Source organism: Rhizobium sp. P2_G9 (assembly GCF_056403475.1).
The window spans coordinates 75,513-94,316 of sequence record NZ_JBFUFK010000010.1 but is presented as its reverse complement, the minus strand read 5'-3'; the positions used below and the strand labels follow the sequence as shown (position 1 = coordinate 94,316).

Below are 18,804 nucleotides of genomic sequence, written 5' to 3'. Positions count from 1 at the left end.
GCTGAGTCCCTCGAGAAACTCTCTCGGCTCGGCGATCTCCGAGAGTTCCGGCGATCAGGTCCGACCCAGCACCGCGGCCGATACAAGCGCTAACGAAAACGTTCGTATCGACTACGATTCTCACCCAGCAACTATCTGATCCGCTTCGCCGCCGGCTCCGGCACCAGTTCGCCCGCCATCCGGCGGTCGAGATAGTCACCGCATTCGTCGATCAGCATTTCCATCTGGCCGGAGAAGAAGTGGTTGGCGTCCGGAACCACTTTGTGGGTGATCAGGATGCCCTTTTGCTGCTTGAGCTTGTCGACCAGGCCGGCGACATCCTTCTCGGGCGCCACCTTGTCGGAATCGCCGTTGATGATCAGGCCGGAGGACGGGCAGGGGGCGAGGAAGGAGAAGTCGTAGACATTCGGCTGCGGTGCCACCGAGATGAAGCCTTCGATTTCCGGCCGGCGCATCAGGAGCTGCATGCCGATCCAGGAGCCGAAGGAATAGCCCGCCACCCAACAGCTCTTGGAATCAGGATGCAGGCTCTGCACCCAGTCGAGCGCCGAGGCGGCGTCGGAGAGTTCGCCGGCGCCATGGTCGAATTCGCCCTGGCTGCGGCCAATCGAGCGGAAATTGAAGCGCAGCGTGGTGAAGCCGCGCTTCTGGAACATGTAGAACATCTGATAGACGATCTGATTGTTCATCGTTCCGCCAAATTGCGGATGCGGATGAAGAATGATCGCGATCGGGGCGCTTTTCTGTTTGGACGGCTGATAGCGGCCCTCCAGGCGTCCGGCGGGACCATTGAAGATGACTTCAGGCATTCTCACTCCAGGTGTTGAAAGTTCCAAAAACGGCTCGCAAGAGCCATTCCAGTCTTGACGAAACCAGTCAGCTTTTCTATGAGCTAGTTTAGAACCATTCGAAATTTTGGGCATCGCCCTATTCGTTGGAACGCTTCATAGGACAGGCGAGACCGAAATTTCAAGAAAAATGCGATTCGCCAACGGCGATCTCGCGATGGACGCTGTTTTAGCATGGTCGATAGGCGCATTTACATGGACTGGAATGCCACGGCGCCGCTTCTCGAAGAAGCGCGCGAGGCATTTCTGCGTGTAGCGCTGATGGAGGGCAATCCGTCCTCCGTGCATCGCGAGGGCCGGGCTGTCCGCGCGGAGATCGAAGCGGCGCGGCGAACGATTGCGACTGCGCTCAATACCAAGCCGGCGCATGTCACCTTCACCAGTGGCGCCACCGAGGCCGCCAATCTGGCGCTGACGCCGGATTACAGGATGGGCCGCGCAGTGCTGCCCATCGGGCGGCTCTATGTTTCGGCTATCGAGCACAAGGCTTTCTTCGAGGGCGGCAGGTTTGGCGCCGCACAGATGTCTGTCTATCCTGTCGGTGCCGATGGCGTCGCAGATCTGGCTGCGCTGGAAGCGATGCTGGCTGCGCATGACAAGGCAGAGGGCCTGCCGCTGGTCGCGCTGATGCTAGCGAACAATGAAACCGGTGTCATCCAGCCGGTGCGCGAAGCGGCGGCGCTGGTGCATGCTCAAGGCGGCATCCTGATCGTCGATGCGGTACAGGCTTTCGGCCGGCTGCCGGTCGATATCGAAGCGCTGGAAGCCGATTTTTTGGTCGTCTCGTCACATAAGATCGGCGGGCCGAAAGGGGCCGGTGCCTTGATCTCGCGCGGCGAGACGTTGATGCCGGTGCCGCTGATCCGCGGTGGAGGGCAAGAGAAGGGCCATCGCTCGGGCACGGAAAATGCAGCGGCGATCGCCGGGTTCGGCGTTGCGGCTGAGATCGCGGCGTCTGGCATTGGCATACGTTCGGCGGCAACAGCCGCCTTGCGCGACAGGATGGAGGCCGAGATGCTGGCGATCGTGCCGAAGACGGTGATCCATGGCCGTTGGTCCGGGCGGTTGCCGAATACCACTTTCTTCTCTGTGGAAGGCCTGAAATCCGAGACCGGCCAAATCGCCTTCGATCTCGAAGGTGTGGCGCTGTCTGCCGGTTCGGCCTGTTCGTCTGGGAAGGTGGGCGAAAGCCATGTGCTGAAGGGCATGGGCCTCGATCCGCGCATGGGAGCTTTGCGCATTTCCATCGGGCCTTCGACCACGGAAACGGATATGGAACGCACGATCGCGGCATTCCGTCGCATTACAGGCCGTATTGCCAAGGCGCATGCGGCATTAATTCTGGCGGCTGGGTAACTTCCGTCGGCTTGCCGGGATAACAATCCCGGCCGGGTAACACTATATAGGCAGCAAACGCATTGCACGACTGCAAGCAACGAAGCTGTCAGACAACAAGCCGCCGGCCTTGACCCGGCGAGATTGGAGATCGACATGGCTGCGGTCCAGGAGACCATAGACCAGGTTCGCGCGATTGACGTGGACCAATACAAATACGGGTTCGAGACAGAGATCGAATCCGACAAGCTGGCGCCCGGCCTCAACGAGGACGTCATCCGGCTGATTTCCGCCAAGAAGAACGAGCCCGATTGGATGCTCGAATGGCGACTCGACGCCTATCGCCGCTGGCTGACCATGGAAGAGCCGAGCTGGGCGCGCGTCGACTATCCGAAGATCGATTTCAACGCGATCAGCTACTATTCGGCGCCCAAGAGCGCATCGGGTCCGAAGTCGCTCGACGAGGTCGATCCGGAACTGCTCAAGACCTATGAGAAGCTCGGCATTCCGCTGAAGGAACAGGAAATCCTGGCGGGGGTCACGTCTTCCAGGATCGCCGTCGATGCGGTGTTCGACTCCGTCTCGGTGGTCACGACGTTCAAGGATGAGCTGAAGAAGGCCGGTGTGATCTTCATGTCGATCTCGGAAGCCTTGCGCGAGCATCCGGATCTGGTGCGTAAATATCTCGGTTCGGTCGTGCCGGTCACCGACAATTTCTATGCGACACTGAATACGGCCGTGTTTACCGACGGCTCGTTCGTCTACGTGCCGAAGGGCGTGCGCTGCCCGATGGAACTCTCCACCTATTTCCGCATCAACGAGAAGAATACCGGGCAGTTCGAGCGGACGCTGATCATCGCCGAGGAGGGCGCCTATGTGTCCTATCTCGAAGGCTGCACGGCGCCGCAGCGTGACGAGAACCAGCTGCATGCGGCGGTGGTCGAGCTGATCGCGCTCGATGATGCCGAGATCAAATATTCGACGGTACAGAACTGGTATCCGGGCGACAAGAACGGCAAGGGTGGCATCTACAATTTCGTCACCAAGCGTGGCGATTGCCGCGGCAAGAATTCCAAGATCTCCTGGACCCAGGTCGAAACCGGTTCGGCGATCACCTGGAAATATCCGTCATGCATCCTGCGTGGCGATGGTTCTCGCGGCGAGTTCTATTCGATCGCTGTGTCGAATGGCTATCAGCAGGTCGACAGCGGCACCAAGATGCTGCATCTCGGCAAGAACACGTCGAGCCGCATCATCTCCAAGGGCATTTCGGCCGGTCGGTCGAACAATACCTATCGCGGCCAGGTGTCGGTGCATCGCCGGGCGGAGAATGCGCGTAATTTCACCCAGTGCGATTCATTGCTGATCGGCGACAAATGCGGCGCGCATACGGTTCCCTATATCGAAGCGAAGAATGCCTCGGCACAGTTAGAGCATGAAGCGACGACGTCCAAGGTTTCCGAAGACCATCTCTTCTACTGCATGCAGCGCGGCATTCCCGAGGAGGCAGCGCTGGCGCTGATCGTCAACGGCTTCGTCCGCGATGTCATCCAGCAGCTCCCGATGGAATTTGCGGTGGAAGCGCAGAAGCTTATCGGCATTTCGCTGGAAGGCAGCGTCGGCTAGTTGCGATGACCGATCCGTTGCCGCCGCACATATGGTTTCTCGTGTGGCGAGGACGGTTCTGGGCGATTCGCAGGCAGGGCGACATCATGATTGCCAAGCTCGCGGTGAGCACTCTGGCGGTTGCGATTGTCGGATTGCTGCTCGCCGGTTTCGTTCACTGGACGGTTGGGGTGGCAGCCAGCGTCACCGGGATTGGCGCAACGCAATGGCGCTTAAACAGCGTCGGCAAGCAGCATACGGACTACACGACGACGTTGGAAGAGTGGAAGCGAAGGTTGGCCGAGGACTGAAGGGGTGGGGATGATGACCGGTGTGACCACGCCGTTTCGGCCAGTCGGCGCCGAAGAATTGAAGTTGATCGAGGCGAGCGGCTGGAAGGCATTTCCGCCGCGGCTGCCGGACCAGCCGATCTTCTATCCGGTGACGAATGAAGGCTACGCGGCGCAGATCGCCAGGGATTGGAATACCAAAGTCAGCTCGCGCCAAGGCTTTGTGACGAAATTCGATGTTGATGCGGCCTATGTGTCGAAATTCGATCGAAGGATCGTCGGTGGTCGGGAACATGAGGAATTGTGGGTCCCGGCCGAGGAATTGGAAGAGTTCAACCGGCATATCGTCGGCGAGATCGTGGTGACGCAGCGCTTCGTGCCGGAGGGCTGAGAGCGCAGGATATCAAATAGGCGGGTCCTTGAAACTCGTCATATGACAGGAAGAACAAAATGCTGGAAATCAGAAATCTGCATGCCCGGATCGCCGAGGACGGCACCGAGATCATCCGCGGCCTCAATCTCGCCGTGAAGGCCGGCGAAGTCGCGGCGATCATGGGGCCGAACGGCTCGGGAAAATCGACGCTCTCCTATATTCTCTCCGGCCGTGAGGATTATGAGGTCACCGAGGGCGACATCCTGTTTAATGGCGAGAGCATTCTGGAGCTCGACCCGGCCGAGCGTGCCGCCAAGGGTATCTTCCTCGCTTTCCAGTATCCGGTTGAAATCCCGGGCGTGGCCACCATGCAGTTCCTCAAGGTCGCCATGAACGAGCAGCGCAAGGCACGCGGCGAGGCGGAATTGACGACGCCGGACTTCATGCGGCTGGTCAAGGCTGCCGCCAGCGATCTGCAGATCAACCAGGATATGCTGCGCCGGCCGCTCAATGTCGGTTTCTCCGGCGGCGAGAAGAAGCGCGCGGAGATCCTGCAGATGGCGCTGCTGCAGCCGAAACTTTGCGTGCTCGACGAGACCGATTCCGGTCTCGATATCGACGCGCTGAAGATCGTCTCCGACGGCGTCAATGCGCTTCGTTCGCCCGACCGCGCCATCGTCGTGATCACCCACTACCAGCGCCTGCTCGATCATATCGTGCCGGATTCGGTGCATGTGCTTTACAAGGGCCAGATCATCAAGAGCGGTCCCAAGGAACTCGCGCATGAGCTCGAGGCCAATGGCTATGCCGATATCATCGGCGAGGCGGCGTAAATGACCATTCAGACTCCCATCAAGCTGACGGCGGCGGAAAGCGCGTTGCTGGATGCCTTCGGCGGCGCGATCGGCTCGCTGCCGGGTGATACTGCCGTCACGACGCAGCGCTCGACGCTGATCGGCGCCATCAAGTCCGCCGGCCTGCCGACCCGTCGCCGCGAAAGCTGGCATTATACTGATCTGCGCGCGATGATGACGGGCGTGCCGGCTGAGGCGCCGGTTTCCGTTTCGCCGATTGCAGCACTGGTTGAGGGCGCGCCGGTGCTGCCGGTTGTCAATGGTGTCGCCGAGAAGGGCGTGCAGGCCGCCGGCGTGACCGTGAAGCGCTACAGCGACAGCTTGCTCGACGGTTCGGCACTGAAGGGCTTGGCGGTCCGCGATGCGGACGACTTGATCGGCCGGCTGAACGGCAGCTTCGTTCGCGACGGCTATTCCGTCTATTTCCCCGATGGCTTCGACAGCGACAAGCCGGTCGAACTGCAGATCGTGCAGGGTGGCGGTTTCGTCAATACCCGCCTGCCTGTCAGCTTTGGTGCGGGCGCCAAGGCGACCGTTATCGAGCGTCATGTGGCCGGGAGCGGCGATCGGGCGCTTGTGTCTTCGGTCAGTGATATCACGCTGTCGCAAGGTGCTGATGTCGTCTGGATCATCGTGCAGCAGCAAGGCCCGGCCGATACCCATCTCGGACAGATCCGCGTGAAGTTCGGCAAGGACGCCAAGCTCAAGCTTTACGTCATCAATGCCGGCGGCAAGCTGGTGCGGCAGGAAATCCTTATCGATGTCGACGGCGAAGGCTCGGACCTGACGCTGCGCGGTATCAATCTGCTCGGCGGCGACAGCCATACCGACGTGACTTTGGTCCTCGGCCATAACGTCGAGAACACGACGTCGACCGAGATCATGCGCAATGTCGTCTTCGATCGTGCCAAGGGTATTTTCCAGGGCCAGATCCGTGTCGCCCCCGGCGCGCAAAAGACCGATGCGAAGATGTCGTGCAACACGCTGCTGCTCTCCGACGAGGCCGAATTTTCGACCAAGCCGGAACTGGAGATTTTTGCCGACGACGTGGTCTGCGGCCATGGCGCCACGGTTGCAGATATCGATCACAATCATCTCTTCTATCTCGCTTCGCGCGGCATTCCGGAGAAAAAGGCGCGAGGGCTGCTGGTACAGGCCTTCGTGCAGGAAACCGTCGAAGAGCTTGAAGACGAGGCGCTGATCGAGGCACTGGAAGGTGTCATCCAGGGTTGGTTGGAGAAGCACGCGGATTGAAGGGGGATCGCCCCTCGCATAATCCTTTCCCGTTCGATGCGGGAGAGGAATACTCGTATTCGACCAGCTGCTGGGACCGCCTCAGCGATCGGAAAGATGGTTCAAAATGTCCGCCAATGGTACCTATGATGTCGAGGCGATTCGCAAGGATTTTCCCATCCTGTCGAAGACCGTCTATGGCAAGCCGCTCGTCTATCTCGACAATGGCGCCTCGGCGCAGAAGCCGCAGGTGGTGATCGACGCGGTCGCGCATGCCTATTCCTCAGAATATGCCAATGTGCATCGCGGCCTGCATTTCCTTTCCAATGCCGCGACCGACGCCTATGAGGCGGCGCGTGAAAAAGTGCGGCGCTTCCTGAACGCACGGTCTGTCGACGACATCGTCTTCACCAAGAATTCGACCGAGGCGATCAACACGGTCGCCTATGGCTGGGGCATGCCGAATATCGGTGATGGCGACGAGATCGTCGTGTCGATCATGGAGCATCATTCCAATATCGTGCCCTGGCATTTCATCCGCGAGCGGCAGGGTGCCAAGCTTGTCTGGGCGCCGGTCGATGATGAGGGCGCTTTTCATCTCGACGATTTCGAGAAATGCCTGACCGACAAGACCAAACTGGTCGCCATCACCCATATGTCGAATGCATTGGGCACGGTGGTCAATGTCAAGGAGGTCTGCCGCATCGCCCACGAACGCGGCATTCCGGTGCTGATCGATGGCTCGCAGGGTGCGGTGCATATGCCGGTCGACGTTCGCGACATCGATTGCGACTGGTATGTGATGACCGGCCACAAGCTCTACGGTCCCTCCGGCATCGGCGTCCTCTATGGCAAACCCGAGCGGCTCGCTTCCATGCGGCCGTTCCAGGGCGGTGGCGAGATGATCGGCGAAGTCACGCTCGACGCGATCACCTACAATGATCCGCCGCATCGTTTCGAGGCCGGCACGCCGCCGATCGTGCAGGCGATCGGGTTGGGCTATGCGCTGGATTACATGGAGAAGATCGGCCGCGCGGCGATTGCCGAACATGAAGCCGGGCTGGCGGCCTATGCGGCGGAACGTCTCCGGTCGGTGAATTCGCTGAAAATCTTCGGCAATGCGCCGGGGAAGGGTGGCATCTTCTCTTTCGAACTCGAAGGCATCCACGCCCATGACGTGTCGATGGTGATCGACCGTGACGGCGTGGCGGTCAGGGCCGGCACGCATTGTGCGCAGCCGCTCTTGCAACGCTTCGGCGTCACCTCCACATGCAGGGCGTCGTTTGGGCTTTACAACACAAGGGCCGAGGTCGATGTTCTGGTCGACGCTCTCGAGCATGCCCGCAAATTCTTCGCATGAAAGTGCCGCGCCATGACCACGACTGAAGCCGAGAAGATCGATGTCCGCGACGGGCTGATCAAATCCACCATTGCGCCGGAGGAACTCGACCGGCTGACCGACGACATCATCGCCGCGCTGAAGACGGTTTACGATCCGGAAATTCCGGCTGATATCTATGAGCTCGGCCTGATCTATCGCGTCGACATCGAAGATGACCGCATGGTCAAGATCGTCATGACGCTGACCGCGCCGGGCTGCCCCGTGGCCGGCGAAATGCCGGGCTGGGTGGAGAATGCGGTCGGCGCGGTGGAAGGTGTTTCCGGCGTCGACGTATCCATGACTTTCGATCCGCCCTGGTCGGCCGACCGGATGAGCGAAGAGGCGCAAGTTGCGCTCGGATGGTATTGAATTCAGCTCTATTGAACCGTTAACCCGGCTCGACTACATTGGAATCGTGAAACATCGGGCCTTGAACCCGGTCGTTGAAGGAGAATGGGCCTATGGGCTTTGCAGTGATGACCATGACGGAGGCGGCTGCGGTGCGCGTTCGCGAGATCGTCGGAAATTCGACGGGCGATGCCCGGGGCATTCGCGTCGGCATCAAGAAGGGCGGCTGTGCCGGGATGGAATATACCATCAACCTGGTGACCGAGCCGAATGCCAAGGACGACGTGATCGAGCGCGACGGCGCGAAAGTCTGGGTGGAGCCCGCGGCGGTGCTTTACCTGCTCGGCACCGAGATGGGTTTTGAGACCACCACGCTGCGTTCCGGCTTTACGTTTACCAATCCGAACCAGACCTCGGCCTGCGGCTGCGGTGAATCCGTCGAGCTCAAGCCAGCCGACCTCGCTGCCTTGGCCGCGCGCGGTGATGCTGTGGTCCGTGCCGGTTGACGCCTGGGCGGCGTCCTTAGTCGCGCTTGATGCTTGCCAGAACCTGCCAAAGATCGGCGCCAGTCTCGAAGGCTGCGGCATTGACGTCGAAGCTTGCTTCCGACTCTATCATATCGGTGATTTCCGTGGTCGGATCCACATCGGATGCACCGGGGACGGTCGCTGGCGTGTCCTGCGTGACCGTCGCCTGGACGCCGGTTGGCGAAAGGCTGGAAAAATTCGTCACCTGGCGGCCGTAGCCGGGCGTTTGCAGGTTGGCGATGTTGTTTGCGACGGCGCCGAGGAGCGTATCCTGCGCCAGCAGGCCGGAAGCGGCGGTGTTCATGATCGTCGAGATGCTCATCTCTTCGTCCTTGGCTGAGTACATCCTGTGTAGGCTCATTGTTTTAGAAAAGCCTGAACCAGCAGGGTTCACGCGTCGCTAAGGCTTTCCAAAAACCGTGCCATAACGGGATTGAGCACAAAATGCCGCAGCTCTATGCCGATGCGGCAAGCCCGCGCCTCCTCAGACGGTCAACAGAGCCTCCAAGAGGCGCGGCCGTGGATGATACATGTCCCGCGTTCCGGAAAAGCACAGCCTGTGTCGCGGCAAAGCAGAAATCGGGCCGAAACACGGCAATTAACCTTGTCGCAGCCCCATAAGCGGCTGGATTTTGCGCGGGGATCGCAACGGAGTACTGTGCAATCAACGAACTAACCTCCTTCGACAGGAGATGCGGCAATGCATGCGATGGAAGAGATCAATCGCGAGACCTGGAGCGCTCCCCTGTCGCTGCGCGGCTATCGGCATATCCACGGCCATATCGACGCCGGCGAAAGGCGCATCTTCGGCATGGCGTTGAACCACTTTGGCGGCGGGCGCTTCCTCGACATCGGCGTAGGCGGTGGGCGGACTGCGGCGCTGCTCTCCGGCCGGGCCGGTTCCTATCTCGGCATCGACTATACGCCGGAAATGGTCGAAGTCGCGCGCGCCAACCATACCCACCTGAATTTCCAGCTCATGGATGCGCGCGACATGCGCGCGCTCGATGACAATAGCTTCGACCTCGTCGTCTTCAGTTACAACGGCATCGACTCCGTCGATCCGCAGGGGCGGCTGGCAATCCTCAGGGAGGTCAACCGCGTGCTGGCGCCGGGCGGAGCCTTTGTGTTCTCGACCTTTCATCGCGACTGGGATGGCTTCAAGCAGGCGCCGTCCCGCGCCAGCGTCATGCCGCCAAGCTCCAATCCATTGAAGCTTGGGTTGCGGTATTACCGATACCTCGTCGGCATGTTGAGAGCCAGGCAGCGGCGGCGCCACGAGGTGCGTGACGGCGAGCACGCCATCCTGCTGCACCATGCGCATTATTTCGGCATCATGGTCTATGCGACGACGATCGCACAGATCCACAACCAGCTGCTGAATGCCGGCTTTACAGCTCGGCCGATGATTTTTGACGAACACGGTGCCGAGGTCGGCGGGCAGGCCTCGGGATCAACGCAGTACGTTCACGTATTTGCGGAAAAGCCCGCCTAAGGCCGAGTAGCCCTCGTACCCCCTTGTGATACTCGGTTTTGGAGCGCCGGTGCCTTTGGCCCGGCGCTTCCATTCTTTTGATGGCCGCCTGATCTCGCCGTCACGGCTCCACCTCGTCTTGGCCGTCAATTCTACGGTGGTTGGTGGATTTATCGTGCCATGCCGTTCTTGGCTGCGCCGAGATCACTTTCTTCGCGCACCTTCTTCAGGTGCTCCTCAGCCTCTGTCGCCTCGAGCTGGCGGTTCCACATGGAGGCATAGAGGCCGTCCTGGACCAGCAGTTCGGCATGCTTGCCACGCTCAGCGATGACACCATCCTTCAGCACGATGATCTCGTCTGCTTTCACAACAGTCGAGAGACGATGGGCGATTACCAGCGTTGTGCGATCTCTCGAGACTTCATCAAGAGCTGACTGGATCTCATGCTCCGTGCGCGTGTCGAGTGCCGATGTAGCTTCATCGAGGATCAGGATCGGAGGCGATTTCAAAATGGTGCGGGCAATGGCGACGCGCTGCTTCTCCCCACCCGAGAGCTTCAGGCCGCGCTCGCCGACCGTGGCTTCGTAGCCTTCCGGCAGCGATTTGATGAAGCGATCGACCTGGGCGACTTCGGCGGCATGTTCGATCTCGCCTTGAGTGGCGGAGGGGCGGCCGTAACCGATATTGTAGGCAATCGTGTCGTTGAACAGTACGGTGTCCTGCGGCACCATGCCGATGGCGCTCCGCAGGCTCTTCTGGGTGACCTCGCGGACATCCTGGCCATCTATTGTGATCGCGCCCTGTTGGACGTCATAGAAGCGGTAGAGCAGCCTGGAGATCGTCGACTTGCCGGCGCCGGAGGGGCCGACGACGGCGACGGTGTGACCCGCGGGCACATCGAAGGATACGCCCTTCAGGATCGGCCGGTTCGGATCATAGGCAAAATAGACGCCCTTGAAGGAAATCGCGCCGGCGGCAACGATCAGATCCTTGGCGCCCGGCCTGTCTGTGACCTCGGCATCCATGTCGAGCAGGTCGAACATCTGCTCGATATTGGCGATGCCGTTGCGCACCTCGTTATAGACGAAGCCGATGACCTGCAGTGGTGCCGAAAGCTGCATCAGCAGCACATTGATGAAGACGAAGTCGCCGACCGTCTGATTTCCCGTGCGGATCGCCAGCGCTGACATGCTCATCATCGCCAGCATGCCGATGCTGAAAATGACGATCTGGCCGAAGTTCAGCAGGCCCTGCGATGTCGTGACTTTGAGAGCGGCTCTCTCATAGCCGGCCATGGACTGGTCGAAGCGTCGCGCCTCCATGTCCTCATTGCCGAAATACTTGACCGTCTCGAAATTCAACAGCGAGTCGATCGCCTTGGAATTGGCGTCGGCATCGGCAGTGTTCATGTTGCGGTGGATGTCGATCCGCCAATTGCTGGCCTTGACGGTGAACCAGAGATAGCTCGCGACCATCAGCGCTGTGACGGCGAAATAGCTCGGGCCATAGGTCCAGGTGAGGATCACCGCCGTCAGCGTGAATTCGATGATCGTCGGCATTGTGTTGAGGATGATGACGCGGACGATCGTCTCGATGCCCTTCGTGCCGCGCTCGATCACCCGCGAAAGCCCGCCCGTGCGGCGTTCGATGTGAAAGCGCAGCGACAGCCGGTGCAGATGCTCGAAGGTTTCGAGCGCCAGCGTGCGCACGGCATGCTGGCCGACGCGGGCAAACAGCGAGCCCGTCAGCTGGTTGAAGCCGGCCTGGATGATCCGCGCGAGATTATAGGCGGCCACCAGTGACAGCACGCCGATGGCGAACGAGGCGAGATCGCCGGTTCTGCCGGCGTCGCCGCTCAACGCGTTGGTCGACCATTTGAAGAAATAGGAAACCGACAGCAGGAAGACCTTGGCGACCAGCAGCAGGATCAGGGCGAGGATCACCCGCATCCTGAGATCCGGTCGCCCTTCCGGCCACATATAGATCCAGAGATTGGCCAGTGTCTGGAGAGTGCCTCCCGATTCCGTTGAGACGGTCTTTTTGCCGGATGCCATTCAACTCACCATCTGCCGAAACGACAATGTCGCTATCCGACTTGCCGCATAGGCGTCGCAGATAGCGATGAGGTCGGCAGTCTGCAACTGCCGACCTCCCGCGATCCACTTTGCGGCGATGTTTCGCCTCTCACTCCGCCGCTAGCGCATAATCCTCCACCGGCGGGCAAGCGCAGACGAGGTTGCGGTCGCCATAGACATTGTCGACGCGGTTGACCGGTGGCCAGTATTTGTCGACCTTGAAGGCGCCGGGCGGGAAGCAGGCCTGTTCGCGGCTATAGGGTCGGTTCCATTCGCCGACGAGATCCTGCACCGTGTGCGGTGCATTCTTGAGCGGGTTGTTCGCCCGGTCCATGCGGCCGTCCTCGATGGAGCGGGCCTCCTCGCGGATTGCCAGCATGGCGTCGCAGAAGCGGTCGAGTTCGGCCTTGGTTTCGCTTTCTGTCGGTTCGATCATCAAGGTGCCGGCGACGGGCCAACTCATGGTGGGGGCGTGAAAGCCGCAGTCGATCAGCCGCTTGGCGATATCCTCGACCGTGACGCCCGAGCTTGCCTGCAGCGGCCGCGTGTCGATGATGCATTCATGCGCGACACGGCCGGAGGCGGATTTGTAGAGCACATCATAGGCGCCCTTGAGCCGCGCGGCGATATAGTTGGCGTTGAGGATCGCCACCTTGGTCGCCTGGGTCAGGCCTTCGCCGCCCATCATCAGGATATAGCTCCAGGAGATCGGCAGGATGGAGGCCGAGCCGAAGGCGGCCGCGGAGACAGCGCCCGGCTTGCCGTCGGTTTCGGGATGGCCTGGCAGGTAGGGCGCGAGATGCGCCTTGACGCCGATCGGTCCCATGCCAGGCCCGCCGCCGCCATGCGGAATGCAGAACGTCTTGTGCAGGTTGAGATGGCTGACGTCTGAGCCGATATCGCCGGGGCGGGCGAGGCCGACCATGGCATTCATGTTGGCGCCGTCGAGATAGACCTGGCCGCCATAGGCATGTGTCATCTCGCAGATCTCGCGCACCGTCTCCTCGAACACGCCATGGGTCGAGGGATAGGTGATCATGATCGCGGCGAGATTGGCGGCATGCTTTTCCGCCAGCGTGCGGAAATCGTCGAGATCGATATCGCCGTTCTCCGAGACTTTGACGGGGACGACCTGCATGCCGACCATATGCGCCGAGGCAGGGTTGGTGCCATGTGCCGAGGTCGGGATCAGGCAGACGTCGCGATGGCCTTCGCCACGGGCGATGTGATAGCTGCGGATGGTCAGCAGTCCGGCATATTCGCCCTGCGCGCCGGAATTGGGCTGCATCGAAAAGGCGTCATAGCCGGTGATGTCGCAGAGCTTCTTCGTCAGGTCATCGAGAAGAACGCGATAGCCCTCGGCCTGGTGCGGCGGCACGTAAGGATGGATTTCCGAAAATTCCGGCCAGGTGATCGGCAGCATTTCCGCCGTGGCATTGAGCTTCATCGTGCAGGAGCCGAGCGGGATCATCGAACGGTCTAGGGCCAGATCACGGTCGGAGAGCCGGCGGATATAGCGGGTCATCTCGCTTTCGGCGCGGTTCATGTGGAAGATCGGATGCGTCAGGTATTCGCTGGTGCGGAGCATGTCCTCCGGCAGCCGATAATCCGCCTCGAACTCGTAGGCGTGGAAATCGCCGCCGAAGGCGCGCCAGACAGCTTCGAGCGTCACCGGCCGCGAGCGTTCGTCGAGCGAAATACCGATGCGATCGTGGCCGATCTTGCGCAGATTGACCTCTTCGGCTTCTGCCGCCTTGAGGATGACGCCCTGCAGCTTGCCCACTTCGACGGTGATCGTGTCGAAGAACCTGTCCGGCTGGACGGTGTAGCCGAGCTTTTCCAGGCCCTTGGCGAGCCGCACCGTCTTCTGGTGGACGCTCTGTGCGATCGCTTTCAAGCCCTTTGGGCCGTGAAAGACAGCATACATCGAGGCCATGACGGCGAGCAGGACCTGGGCGGTGCAGATATTGGACGTCGCCTTTTCGCGGCGGATGTGCTGTTCGCGGGTTTGCAGCGCCAGCCGATAGGCGCGGTTGCCGCGCGCATCCACCGAAACCCCGACCAAGCGTCCGGGCATGGAGCGCTTCCACTCGTCGCGGACGGCCATATAGGCCGCATGCGGGCCCCCATAGCCGACCGGCACGCCGAAACGCTGGGTCGAGCCAACAGCGATGTCGGCGCCCATGTCGCCGGGCGATTTCAGCAAGCAGAGGGCAAGCGGATCGGCGATGACGACGCCGATGGCGCCGGCGGCATGCAGCTTGCCGATGATATCGGTGAAATCATGCACATGGCCGTAAGTGCCGGGATACTGGAAAATGGCGCCGAAGACATTGTTGGCGTCGAGATCGCGGAAGGGATTGCCGACCACGACCGTCAGGCCGAGCGGTTCGGCGCGGGTGCGCAGCAGTGCGATATTCTGCGGATGGCAATTCTCGTCAGCGAAGAAAGTGGTGGATTTGGTTTTCGCCACGCGCGCAGCCATGGCCATGGCTTCGGCGGCGGCGGTTGACTCATCCAGCAGCGAGGCGTTGGCGATGTCGAGGCCGGTCAGGTCGCTGACCATGGTCTGGTAGTTGAGCAGCGCTTCCAGCCGGCCCTGGCTGATCTCCGGCTGGTAGGGCGTATAGGCCGTGTACCAGGCCGGATTTTCTAGGATGGTGCGCTGGATCACCGGCGGGGTGATCGTGCCGTGATAGCCCTGGCCAATCAGCGAGACGAGCTTTTTGTTCTTGTTGGCCGTCTCGCGCATCTTGTCGAGCGCTTCGCGCTCGGTGAGCGGCTTGTCCCATTGGAGCGGGGTTTTCAGCCGGATCGCAGCCGGCACGGTGTCGTCGATCAGCGCGTCCAAGTTTTTGTAGCCGATCACCTGCAGCATCGCCGCCATCTCGTCGGGCGAGGGGCCGATATGGCGGCGATCGGCGAAATTGTAGGGATCGTAGTCGGTGAAGGCGAAGTCTTTGGGCAGGGTCATGATTCAATCATCCGCTTGTAGGCATCCTCATCCATCAGGCCATCGGCCTCGGAGGGATTGGCGAGCCGGATACGGAAGAACCAGCCATTGCCCTGGGGATCGGAATTGACCAGCGATGGATCGGCGACGATGGCGTCATTGGTGTCGAYGATCACGCCGCTCAATGGGCAGAAGACATCGGAGGCAGCCTTGACGCTCTCGACGGTGGCTGCCGTGGCACCCTTGTCGAACTTGGCGTCGATCTGCGGCAACTCGACGAAAACGAGATCGCCCAACTGGTCGGCGGCGTGGGCGGTAATGCCGACCGTCGCCATGTCGCCTTCGATTTCCAGCCATTCATGATCTTCAGTGAATTTCGGCATGTATCGCTCCTTGGGGAAGGTTGGGTCGTTCAAATAGGTGAGAGGGGGTGATCGTGGAAATGCAGGCGTTCATTGGCTAGCGCTTGTAGCTTGGGCTAAGGAAGGGTAGCTCCGTCACAGTGACTGGCAGAAACTTGCCGCGCACCTCCGCATAGACGCGCGTTCCAGCGCCGGCGAGGTCGATCGGTACATAGCCCATCGCCACCGGCCCATCGACGCTCGGACCGAAACTGCCGGAGGTGACTTCCCCGATCGGTGACTCCAGCGAATCCGTCGCATAAAGCCCGGCATGCGCCCTGACCGGCGCCTTGCCCTCGGGCTTCAGGCCGACACGCCTGCGGGCGGTGCCATTTTCCAACTCGTCGAGGATGCGGTCGGCGCCTGGGAAGCCTCCGGCGCGAGCGCCGCCCTTGCGGCGGGCCTTCTGGATCGCCCATTCGAGGGCGGCCTCGACGGGGCTGGTGGTGGTGTCAATGTCGTTGCCATAGAGGCAGAGGCCGGCTTCCAGTCGAAGGCTGTCGCGCGCGCCAAGGCCCACCGGCTCGCAATCGGGATGGTCGAGCAGGCGATGCGCAACGAGTTCGGCCTTGTCGGCGGGGATCGAGATCTCAAAACCGTCCTCGCCGGAATAGCCGGAGCGGGAAATGATGCAGTCGATGTCATGCAGGTCGTCCTCCTCGACGTCCATGAACTTCATCGAGGTGATTTCCGGACAGAACTCCGCCAGCACATGCTCTGCATGCGGGCCTTGCAGTGCGATCAGCGCCCGGTCGGCGAGCATGTCGATGTCGCAGGCGTCCGAGAGATGTTCTTGCATATGGGCGAGATCGGCATGCTTACAGGACGCGTTGACCACCATGTAGAAATGATCGCCGCGGTTGGACACCATCAGATCGTCGAGAATGCCGCCGCGGCCATTGGTGAAGACGCCGTAGCGCTGCCGGCCGGGCTTGAGGCCGAGGATATCGACCGGGATCAGCCGCTCGAGCGCCAGTGCGGCATCCTCCATCCGTCCCGACTTCGGCCGGATCATCACCTGGCCCATATGCGAGACGTCGAACAGGCCGCAGAGCTTGCGGGTCGCCAGGTGCTCTTTGAGGATGCCGGTGGGATATTGCACAGGCATGTCATATCCGGCAAACGGCACCATGCGGGCGCCAAGCGACAGATGCAGCATGTGGAGGGGTGTTTTCAGAAGCGGTGTGTCATCCACGAACGGTCTCCCGGGTTCGGCGCTCAGAGCACCAGCTCAAGAACGGGCGTGCCGTCGGGCAACCCGCAATCCTCAAGCCCCCTCTGTCCCTTTGCCTGAGATTGCTATCCCTTCGGCAGGCTATCCGGCTGGCCGGCGCCGTTCTCCAGAGTTCGTATATGCCCGCTGGTCCTTTGGCCTGAGAGTTTCCGGGGCGGTTGCTCCTTCGGCACTGCGGCTGTCGCAGATTCTCCCAGCAGGTAGAGAATTGATAGCCGTGACAGCCCGCGGCTGGCAAGAGGGAAATGACGCGATCGCGCAAGTTTCTGTCGTTCTGCTTCATGGCGATGGCCGTGCCGGCTGCGGGGCGTGGCTAGCCACGGCGGCAAGAACTGTCTATGGAACTGATGAAAAAAGGAGTTCGGGCATGGGAGATCGGTGGATCAGGGCCGTTTCTGCGCGCATCGTCTGCGCGCTCGCCCTGATCATGCTCGGCTTCACAGGACACGGGCTGGCGATGCCCGACGACGGCAGTTTGGCTGCCCGATACCGCTTACCGGATGGCAGCTATCCCTCGCTTTGCAAGACGGGCGACAACACAGGCGGGGTGCCGCATGACATGCGTCATTGCGACCTGTGTTTTGCCGCGGCCGGACATGCTTTCGTGCCATCGCCTTCGATTTTTGCCGGTTTCTTCACAGAGGCAGAAAAAAACCTTTGCCCGCGGGCTTCCCTGATTGGATTGAAACGCCGTGCTCTTGGGCACGGGCTTTGTCGCGGACCACCTTTGCTTGATGCCTCGTCCATTCGAGCGCCGCAGCCGGCAAACGGCAGCGGCTGACATGCAGTTTCATTGAAAGAACCGATCCATGCTGCGGACCAGAATTCTCGCTTCCTTCCTGCTTTCCACTCTTCCGGCCATGGCCTTTGCCTATCCGGCGGTACGCGCCGTTCCGCATATTCAGCCCGGACACCCCGTGCTGTTCTTCGCTGCCCAAATGCAGGGCGACATGGCCGGCATGTTCATGCCGGTCAAAATCGGCGACCTTGAAATCACCGCCGCGGCGGTCAAGGCGATGACGCCCGGCCAACCGGTCGGCGGCGGTTTCCTCACCATCGTCAATCACGGCAGCCAGGACGACCGGCTGGTTTCCGTGTCGCTCTCTGCTGACGTGAGAACCGTCGAAATGCATGAAATGGCGATGAACAACGACGTCATGACCATGCGCAAGCTCACCGATGGTTTGCCGCTTCCCGCTGGTCAGACGGTGGAGATGAAGCCTGGTGGCCTGCATATGATGATCATGGGCGTGAAAGCGCCGTTCAAGGCAGGCGACATGGTGCATGCCGTGCTTGATTTCGAGAAAGCCGGCAAGGTCGAGATTGATATCCCGGTCAAGGACATGCGGCCGGGCATGGGCAACATGAAGATGTGATCCGACCGGGAGTATAGGGGCGCTTTACTCGTCGATCGATTGCAGCAACTGTTCAGGTGAGGGCAGGGCCAGCATTTCGGGAGCGCCCTCTTCTTGTGGCTGATCCTCGCCTGTGTCGTGATCCCGCGCTTGCTGCTCGGGGTTCTGATCGACATTGCCGGCATCCGCTTCCTCGACGTCCTCCTTGCCGAAGAAATAGGCTTCCTGAGCCTCGCGTAGCGTGGTCTGTACAAGTTGGCGGCCGCGCTCGCCGGCGCCGACGAAGAAGGCGGTGATGGAGGCGGCCCCAACCACTTCGCGCATTTGCACCTGTTGCAGATTGTCGGCGCGGCGCACTTCCTGGATCTGGGCGTTGACCGCCTCCGACGTCTGCGTCGAACCGTTCACGCGGGCGCTCGGCTTGAGCCCCTCTGTGGCATAGGCCGCGGTGACCGCGGATACGGTGACGATCTGGGTCATGGCGAATTTCCGTTGTGCATTGTAACGGACTGTAACGC

The 18,804-nt window shown here is 60.9% G+C and carries 19 protein-coding genes and 1 riboswitch; of the genes, 12 read left to right on the top strand and 7 right to left on the bottom strand.

Features of this window, described 5'->3' with window-relative positions; translation table 11 throughout:
- Window positions 1-131 precede the first annotated feature (131 nt).
- Entirely contained in the window at window positions 132-809 is a 678-nt protein-coding gene (locus AC1DYF_RS10485) for an alpha/beta hydrolase (RefSeq protein ID WP_477876665.1), read from the bottom strand.
- Window positions 810-1,022: 213 nt separating this feature from the next.
- Between AC1DYF_RS10485 and AC1DYF_RS10480 the strand changes: the two genes are divergently transcribed.
- From AC1DYF_RS10480 to sufA, 9 genes are all read left to right on the top strand, one after another.
- A complete protein-coding gene (locus AC1DYF_RS10480; protein WP_477876664.1) occupies window positions 1,023-2,204 on the top strand; it encodes a cysteine desulfurase family protein in 1,182 nt (393 codons plus the stop codon).
- 135 nt (window positions 2,205-2,339) lie between these two features.
- Window positions 2,340-3,809: a Fe-S cluster assembly protein SufB gene (gene sufB, locus AC1DYF_RS10475; protein WP_477876663.1), complete on the top strand. Its 1,470-nt coding sequence runs from the start codon at window positions 2,340-2,342 to the stop codon at window positions 3,807-3,809.
- A gap of 5 nt (window positions 3,810-3,814) precedes the next feature.
- Window positions 3,815-4,099, top strand: a complete 285-nt coding sequence (locus AC1DYF_RS10470) for a hypothetical protein (protein WP_477876662.1) — start codon at window positions 3,815-3,817, stop codon at window positions 4,097-4,099.
- Between the two features lie 10 nt (window positions 4,100-4,109).
- Window positions 4,110-4,469, top strand: a complete 360-nt coding sequence (locus tag AC1DYF_RS10465; protein WP_477876661.1) for an RNA-binding protein — start codon at window positions 4,110-4,112, stop codon at window positions 4,467-4,469.
- A 59-nt stretch (window positions 4,470-4,528) separates the two neighbouring features.
- Window positions 4,529-5,284, top strand: a complete 756-nt coding sequence (gene sufC, locus AC1DYF_RS10460) for a Fe-S cluster assembly ATPase SufC (RefSeq protein WP_477876660.1) — start codon at window positions 4,529-4,531, stop codon at window positions 5,282-5,284.
- Window positions 5,285-6,559, top strand: a complete 1,275-nt coding sequence (gene sufD, locus AC1DYF_RS10455; protein ID WP_477876659.1) for a Fe-S cluster assembly protein SufD — start codon at window positions 5,285-5,287, stop codon at window positions 6,557-6,559.
- A gap of 106 nt (window positions 6,560-6,665) precedes the next feature.
- Window positions 6,666-7,898 (top strand): cysteine desulfurase, encoded by a 1,233-nt coding sequence (locus tag AC1DYF_RS10450; protein WP_477876658.1) that lies wholly within the window; start codon window positions 6,666-6,668, stop codon window positions 7,896-7,898.
- 12 nt (window positions 7,899-7,910) lie between these two features.
- Entirely contained in the window at window positions 7,911-8,288 is a 378-nt protein-coding gene (locus AC1DYF_RS10445) for an SUF system Fe-S cluster assembly protein (RefSeq protein WP_477876657.1), read from the top strand.
- 92 nt (window positions 8,289-8,380) lie between these two features.
- Window positions 8,381-8,773, top strand: a complete 393-nt coding sequence (gene sufA, locus AC1DYF_RS10440) for a Fe-S cluster assembly scaffold SufA (protein WP_477876656.1) — start codon at window positions 8,381-8,383, stop codon at window positions 8,771-8,773.
- 16 nt (window positions 8,774-8,789) lie between these two features.
- Here sufA and AC1DYF_RS10435 read toward each other — a convergent pair whose 3' ends face one another.
- Window positions 8,790-9,116: a flagellar basal body rod protein FlgC gene (locus tag AC1DYF_RS10435; protein ID WP_477876655.1), complete on the bottom strand. Its 327-nt coding sequence runs from the start codon at window positions 9,114-9,116 to the stop codon at window positions 8,790-8,792.
- A 378-nt stretch (window positions 9,117-9,494) separates the two neighbouring features.
- Here AC1DYF_RS10435 and AC1DYF_RS10430 point away from each other — a divergent pair, with 378 nt between their 5' ends.
- Window positions 9,495-10,289 (top strand): class I SAM-dependent methyltransferase, encoded by a 795-nt coding sequence (locus AC1DYF_RS10430; protein WP_477876654.1) that lies wholly within the window; start codon window positions 9,495-9,497, stop codon window positions 10,287-10,289.
- A 149-nt stretch (window positions 10,290-10,438) separates the two neighbouring features.
- Here AC1DYF_RS10430 and AC1DYF_RS10425 read toward each other — a convergent pair whose 3' ends face one another.
- From AC1DYF_RS10425 to gcvT, 4 genes are all read right to left on the bottom strand, one after another.
- On the bottom strand, window positions 10,439-12,322 hold the full coding sequence (locus tag AC1DYF_RS10425) for an ABCB family ABC transporter ATP-binding protein/permease (RefSeq protein WP_477876653.1): 1,884 nt from the start codon (window positions 12,320-12,322) through the stop codon (window positions 10,439-10,441).
- Window positions 12,323-12,452: 130 nt separating this feature from the next.
- Window positions 12,453-15,317 (bottom strand): aminomethyl-transferring glycine dehydrogenase, encoded by a 2,865-nt coding sequence (gcvP, locus tag AC1DYF_RS10420; RefSeq protein ID WP_477876652.1) that lies wholly within the window; start codon window positions 15,315-15,317, stop codon window positions 12,453-12,455.
- On the bottom strand, window positions 15,314-15,679 hold the full coding sequence (gcvH, locus tag AC1DYF_RS10415) for a glycine cleavage system protein GcvH (protein ID WP_477876651.1): 366 nt from the start codon (window positions 15,677-15,679) through the stop codon (window positions 15,314-15,316). Before gcvH ends, gcvP begins: the two co-directional genes overlap by 4 nt.
- A 76-nt stretch (window positions 15,680-15,755) precedes the next feature.
- Window positions 15,756-16,892: a glycine cleavage system aminomethyltransferase GcvT gene (gene gcvT / locus AC1DYF_RS10410; RefSeq protein ID WP_477876650.1), complete on the bottom strand. Its 1,137-nt coding sequence runs from the start codon at window positions 16,890-16,892 to the stop codon at window positions 15,756-15,758.
- Window positions 16,893-17,048: 156 nt separating this feature from the next.
- Window positions 17,049-17,137: riboswitch (glycine riboswitch) on the bottom strand.
- A 2-nt stretch (window positions 17,138-17,139) separates the two neighbouring features.
- Here gcvT and AC1DYF_RS10405 point away from each other — a divergent pair.
- Both AC1DYF_RS10405 and AC1DYF_RS10400 read left to right on the top strand, forming a co-directional pair.
- The gene (locus AC1DYF_RS10405) at window positions 17,140-17,712 is read left to right on the top strand and encodes a hypothetical protein (RefSeq protein WP_477876649.1); all 573 of its coding nucleotides are present in this window, start codon (window positions 17,140-17,142) and stop codon (window positions 17,710-17,712) included.
- Between the two features lie 28 nt (window positions 17,713-17,740).
- Window positions 17,741-18,307 (top strand): copper chaperone PCu(A)C, encoded by a 567-nt coding sequence (locus AC1DYF_RS10400; RefSeq protein ID WP_477876648.1) that lies wholly within the window; start codon window positions 17,741-17,743, stop codon window positions 18,305-18,307.
- 24 nt (window positions 18,308-18,331) lie between these two features.
- Here AC1DYF_RS10400 and AC1DYF_RS10395 read toward each other — a convergent pair whose 3' ends face one another.
- A complete protein-coding gene (locus AC1DYF_RS10395; protein ID WP_477876647.1) occupies window positions 18,332-18,766 on the bottom strand; it encodes a hypothetical protein in 435 nt (144 codons plus the stop codon).
- Window positions 18,767-18,804: the final 38 nt, after the last annotated feature.